Raw genomic sequence first — 5,527 nt, forward strand, 5'->3', positions numbered from 1 at the left:
CCCGGACCGCCCCCCCCGGACGGGCCCGGCGCGCGCAGGGCCAGGAGGGCGATGTCGTCGTGGCCGTCGCCCGGGCGGGCTGCGACCACCGCGCGGCACATCTCCTCCAGCGGCCGCCGCGCGTGGGCCGCGGCCGTCCCGGCGACCGTGCGCAGGCCCTCGCCCAGGTCCTTGCCCGGGTGCTCGACCAGCCCGTCGGTGAACATCAGCAACGTGGCCCCCGGCGGCAGCCGGTGACGGTGGTCGCGGCGCGGCAGCCCCGGGTCCACGCCGATCGGCAGGTCCGGATCGCCCTCGGGGTACGTGCTCTCCCCGTCGGGGGTCACCACGAGCGGCGGTGGATGGCCCGCGCTGCTCCACAGCAGCGACCAGCCGTCCCCGTCCGGCTCGACGCGGACCAGTGACACGGTCGCCATCACCGGCTCGGTCACCGCCTCCAGCGTCCGGTCCAGACGGCCGAGCAGCTCGGCGGGGCCGGCGGCGGAGTCGAAGGCGAGCGCCCGCAGCATGTTGCGGATCTGCGCCATGCCGGCCGCCGCCCGCACGTCGTGGCCCACCACGTCGCCCACGATCATCACGCGGGTACCGTCGGGCAGCACCAGCGCGTCGTACCAGTCGCCGCCCAGCAGCGTGGGGTCGGCGGCCGGCTGGTACAGCGCCCAGGACCCGAACGGGGCCAGCTCGGGCAGCCGCGGCAGCAGCAGCCGCTGGAACTGCTCGGCACCCGCGCGCACCCGCGAGTACAGGCGGGCGTTCTCCACGGCCACGCCCGCCGCACCCGCCAGGGCCACCACCACGGCCTCGTCGTCCGCGCCGAACGGCTTCCCGTCCCGGCGGTCGGACAGGTAGAGGTTGCCGTAGACCCGGCCCCGCACCGTGATGGCCACCCCCAGCAGCGAGCGCATCGGAGGGTGGCCCGGCGGGAAGCCGGCGGCCAGCGGATGGCAGGCCATGTCGTCGACGCGCAGTGGCCGGGGATCGCGGATGAGCAGGCCCAGCAGGCCCCGCCCGTGCGGCAGGGCCACCCCCGACAGCCGCTCGCGCTCCGCCGGGTCGAGGCCGACCGGGATGAACTCGGCCAGCTCCACGCCCTCCTCGTCCAGCACCCCCAGCGCCCCGTAACGCGCCCCGACCAGGTCCATGGCGGTGGTCACGATCCGGCGCAGCACGACGGGCAGGTCCAGCTCACCGCTGACCGAGAGGATGGCCTCCAGCAATTCCCGCTGCCCGGCTCCCGTTTCGCTTGTCGCCACGGGTCAGAGACTAACCAGTCGATGATCAGACGCGGGTGAGAACGCGTCACCCGGCCGGTTCCCGGCCGACCGTCAGCACGGCGGCACCGGTGACGCGGCCGGCCGCCAGATCCGCCAGGGCCACGTCGGCACGGCTCAGCGGATAGCCCCGCACGTGCACCACCGGGCGGTGCCGGGCCGTCTCGGCGAGATAGGCCCGCCCGTCCGCCCGGGTGTTGGCCGTGACGCTCCGCAGCCCGCGCTCCTGGAAGAGATGCCTCCCGTAGTCCAGCGGCGGCACGGCGGTCAGATGGATCCCGGCGACGGCCAGTGTGCCCCCGCGGTCGAGCGCCTCCAGGGCGAGCGGAACCAGATCGCCGGACGGGGCGAACAGGATCGCCGCGTCCAGCGGCGCCGGCGGGGCCGCGGTCACGTCGCCCGCGTACGCCGCGCCCAGCTCCAGGGCCAGCCGCCGCGCCCGCTCCGACCGCGTGAACACATGGACGGTCGCGCCCCAGGCGACGGCCAGCTGCGCGGTCAGATGCGCGGAGGCACCGAAGCCGTACACGCCGAGCGTGCCGCCCGCCGGAAGCTCCGCCCGTTGCAGGGCCCGGTAGCCGATGATGCCCGCGCACAGCAGCGGCGCGAGCTCCTCGTCCGGCGGTCCCTCCGGCAGCCGGTAGGCGTAGCGGGCGTCGACGACGACGTGTTCGGCGTAGCCGCCGTGGACGTCCCACCCGGTGTAGCGGGAATGCGGGCACAGGTTCTCCCGGCCCGCGGCGCAGTGGCGGCACTCGCCGCAGGTGCCCGCCAGCCAGGCGGCCCCCACCCGGGTGCCCGGGTCGAAGTCCGCCGCCTCCGGCCCGGCCTCCAGTACCCGGCCCACGATCTCGTGGCCCGGGGTGCAGTGCGGCAGGTGCGGCGCCAGGTCCCCCTCGGCCAGATGCAGATCGGTGCGGCAGACGCCGCAGGCGCCCACCCCGACCAGCAGCTCGTGCGGGCCCGGCGCCGCCAGGGGCCGCTCCACCAGGCGCAGCGGCCCCGCGGCGGCCGGCGCGGGCCGGTCGACGATCCAGGCGGTGGTCGTCCGGGGGCTCAGAGCGACCATCCGTACACCGGCGAGGTCCTGCGCTCGGGCGCGGCGCCCATGGCCTCGACGTCGTGCTCGCCGGTGCTCAGCAGCTTCTCGCCCAGGTCGCGCAGGGCCCGGCCGGCCGCGAACTCGTCACCGATCCGGGGCACGTCCCGGTCCCCGGGCGCGCACCGCGCGACGCCCGTCCCGGACATCGAGGTGTCCCCGGTGTCCAGGACGGCCTGCGCCGTCGTCGTGCCCTTCTCCTCGTCGAGCCGGACGCGGACCTTCCATTCCACTGTGTGCGACATCGACGGCACCTCCTCGCGTGCGTTCCCTTCCACGGTGCGCCGCCGGGCGCCCCGCTGTCACCCGGAGGCGGGGTGGGGGCCCGGACCGGCCCCCGTCCAGCCCCGGTGCGCCGGGCGCCGCCCGGCGGGCTGCACGGGCTCGGGGCGGTCCGGAACCTCCGGCACCCGCCTGCGCTCCGGGGCCTTGCCGGTCACCGTCAGCGGCGTTCCGTAGTGGCGGATCTCCAGCGCGTCACCGGCCAGCAGGGTGTACGTGGTGGTGGAGCCGGTGACCTCGACGCGCAGCCGGCAGTCGCGGATCTGGAGGGCGAAGGCCAGCCGGCTCAGCTGCTCGGGCAGCCGCGGGGCGAAGGAGAAGACGCCGTCGACCTGGCGCATGCCGCCGAAGCCCGACACCAGTGCGATCCAGCTGCCCGCCAGGGAGGCGATGTGCAGTCCGTCCTGGGTGTTGCTCTCCAGGTCGGACAGGTCCATCATGGCCGCCTCGCCGAGGTAGTCGTAGGCCAGCCGCAGATGCCCGACCTCGGCCGCGATGACGGCCTGGGTGCAGGCGGACAGCGAGGAGTCCCGCACCGTCAGCGCGTCGTAGTAGGCGAAGTTGCGGGCCTTCTGCTCCTCGGTGAAGGCGTCGCCGCGCAGCTGCATGGCGAGCACCAGGTCGGCCTGCTTGACCACCTGCTTGCGGTAGAGGTCGAAGTACGGGAAGTTCAGCATCAGCGGGTACTGGTCCTCGTGGGTGCCCTGGAAGTCCCACATCTGGTGCCCGGTGAAGCCCGTGGACTGCTCGTGCACGCCGAGGGCCGAGTTGTACGGCAGCGTCATCCGGGCCGCGGCGTCCCGCCAGGCCGCCGTCTCCTCGTCGTCCACGCCGAAGGTGCTCGCGAGATCCGGATGCCGCTCGGCCATGTCGGCCGCGGCCTGGAGATTCTGCTGCGCCATCAGGTTCGTGTAGACGTTGTCGTCCGCGATGGCGCTGTACTCGTCCGGGCCCGTGACCCCGTCGATGTGGAACAGCCCCTGGTGGTCGTGGTGGCCCAGGGAGCGCCACAGCCGTGCCGTCTGGACGAGCAGTTCCAGTCCGACCTCGCGCTCGAAGTCGAGGTCGCCGGTCGCGGCCGCGTAGCGCAGCACGGCGTTGGCGATGCCGGCGTTGACGTGGAACGCGGCGGTGCCGGCCGGCCAGTAGGCCGAGCACTCGTCGCCGTTGATGGTCCGCCAGGGGAAGGCGGCGCCCTCCAGCCCCAGCAGCTTGGCCCGGTTGCACGCGGCGGGCAGGGTCGCGTGCCGCCAGCGCAGGGCCTGCTCGGCGGCCTCGGGCGCGGCGTAGGTGAGCATGGGCAGCACGAAGATCTCGGTGTCCCAGAAGCTGTGGCCGTCGTAGCCGGGGCCGGTCAGCCCCTTGGCGCTGATGGGCTGGTTCTCCGCCCGCGCGCCCGCCTGGAGGACGTGGAAGAGGGCGAACCGCACCGCCTGCTGGATCTCGGCGTCGCCGTCGAGCTCCACGTCGGCGCGGCTCCAGAAGTCGTCGAGGTAGCCGTGCTGCTCGGCGCACAGCCCGGACCAGCCGACACTGGCGGCCGCTGCCAGGGCGGCGTCCACCTGGTCGCGCACCGCCGGCAGCGAGCGGGTGCCCGACCAGCCGTGCGCGACGAGCTTCTCCACGGACAGCCGCTGCCCGGGCCGCAGCAGCGAGGTGACGGTGAAGCGGCTCAGGTCCTCGTTGCTCTCGGAGAAGGTCTTGGTCCGCTCCGGTCCGTCCACGCTGTGGTTCGCGGCCACCGCGACCCGCAGCCCGCTGCGCTCGGTGCGGTGGACCAGGCCCAGCCGCCCGTCGACCGCCGAGTGCGCCTCGGACACCAGCGGGGAGCGCAGCACGGCGGCCACCCGGGGGTCGCCACCCCGCTCGGGCAGCTGCTCGTTGGCCACCAGCTCCGACTGCACCACGATGCGCACATCGGAGTCGACCGGTTCGACCTCGTACGAGATCGCGGCCACGGCCCGCTGAGTGAAGGAGATCAGACGGGCCGAGCGCACCCGTACCGTACGGCCGGACGGCGACGTCCACACGGCCGTGCGGTGCAGGACGCCGGAACGGAAGTCCAGCACCCGCTCGTGCTCGTGCAGCCGCCCGTACCGCAGGTCGAAGGGCTCGTCGTCGACGAGCAACCGGATGACCTTGCCGTTGGTGACGTCGATGACGGTCTGCCCGGACTCCGGGTACCCGTAGCCCGCCTCGGCGTACGGCAGCGGCCGCAGCTCGAAGACGCCGTTGAGGTACGAGCCGGGCAGACCGTGCGGCTCGCCCTCGTCCAGGTTGCCCCGCCAGCCGATGTGCCCGTTGCCCAGGGCGAAGACGGACTCGCTCTGCGGCAGCACGTCGAGGTTGAGCTTGGTCTCGCGCAGGCACCAGGGCTCGACCGCGTACGAGGGATGAGTGATCACGAGGCGGCCCCCAGCAGCTCGGCGAGGTCCTTCACCACCACGTCCGCGCCGTGCGCGCGCAGCGCCTCGGCCTGCCCGGCGCGGTCGACGCCGACGACGAAGCCGAAACCGCCGGACCGGCCGGCGTCCATGCCCGCCAGCGCGTCCTCGAACACCGCCGACCGGTCCGCCGCCACCCCCAGCTCCCGCGCCGCCGCGAGAAAGGTGTCGGGACGGGGCTTGCCCGGCAGATGCCGCTCGGCGGCCACGACGCCGTCGATCCGCACCTCGAACAGGTCCTCGATGCCCGCCGCCGCCAGGACGTCACGGCAGTTGGCGCTGGAGGACACCACGGCCCGGCGCAGCCCGGCGTCGCGGACGGCCTTCACGTACTCGACCGAGCCGGGGAACGCCTCCACGCCCAGCTCCCGGATCTTCCGCAGGACGAGCGCGTTCTTGCGGTTGCCGAGGCCGTGCACGGTCTCGCGTTC

Annotated in this window: 5 protein-coding genes; all 5 read right to left on the reverse strand. The window is 74.3% G+C overall.

The features are described 5' to 3' along the window. A partial coding sequence (locus tag AB0K09_RS29240; protein WP_366068423.1) for a GAF domain-containing SpoIIE family protein phosphatase occupies positions 1 to 1,253 on the reverse strand: 1,253 nt, incomplete at its 3' end. Between the two features lie 46 nt (positions 1,254 to 1,299). Next, complete coding sequence (locus tag AB0K09_RS29245; protein WP_366068424.1) at positions 1,300 to 2,340, reverse strand: zinc-binding alcohol dehydrogenase family protein; 1,041 nt, start codon at positions 2,338 to 2,340, stop codon at positions 1,300 to 1,302. Then, positions 2,328 to 2,615 carry a DUF1876 domain-containing protein gene (locus AB0K09_RS29250; protein WP_366068425.1) on the reverse strand — a complete coding sequence of 96 codons (288 nt, stop codon included), beginning with the start codon at positions 2,613 to 2,615 and terminating at the stop codon, positions 2,328 to 2,330. The genes AB0K09_RS29245 and AB0K09_RS29250 overlap by 13 nt, the downstream gene beginning before the upstream one ends. Before the next feature lie 57 nt (positions 2,616 to 2,672). Further along, the gene (locus AB0K09_RS29255) at positions 2,673 to 5,057 is read right to left on the reverse strand and encodes a glycosyl hydrolase family 65 protein (protein ID WP_366068426.1); all 2,385 of its coding nucleotides are present in this window, start codon (positions 5,055 to 5,057) and stop codon (positions 2,673 to 2,675) included. Next, a partial coding sequence (locus AB0K09_RS29260; RefSeq protein ID WP_366068427.1) for an HAD-IA family hydrolase occupies positions 5,054 to 5,527 on the reverse strand: 474 nt, incomplete at its 5' end. The genes AB0K09_RS29260 and AB0K09_RS29255, both read right to left, overlap by 4 nt.

Origin of the sequence: Streptomyces sp. NPDC049577, assembly GCF_040675635.1 — a bacterium.
Lineage (GTDB): Bacteria > Actinomycetota > Actinomycetes > Streptomycetales > Streptomycetaceae > Streptomyces.

Coding starts and splice junctions, on each gene's coding strand:
- AB0K09_RS29245 (WP_366068424.1), bottom strand. CDS start 2,340: ATGGTCGCTCTGAGCCCCCGGACGACCACCGCCTGGATCGTCGACCGG.
- AB0K09_RS29250 (WP_366068425.1), bottom strand. CDS start 2,615: ATGTCGCACACAGTGGAATGGAAGGTCCGCGTCCGGCTCGACGAGGAG.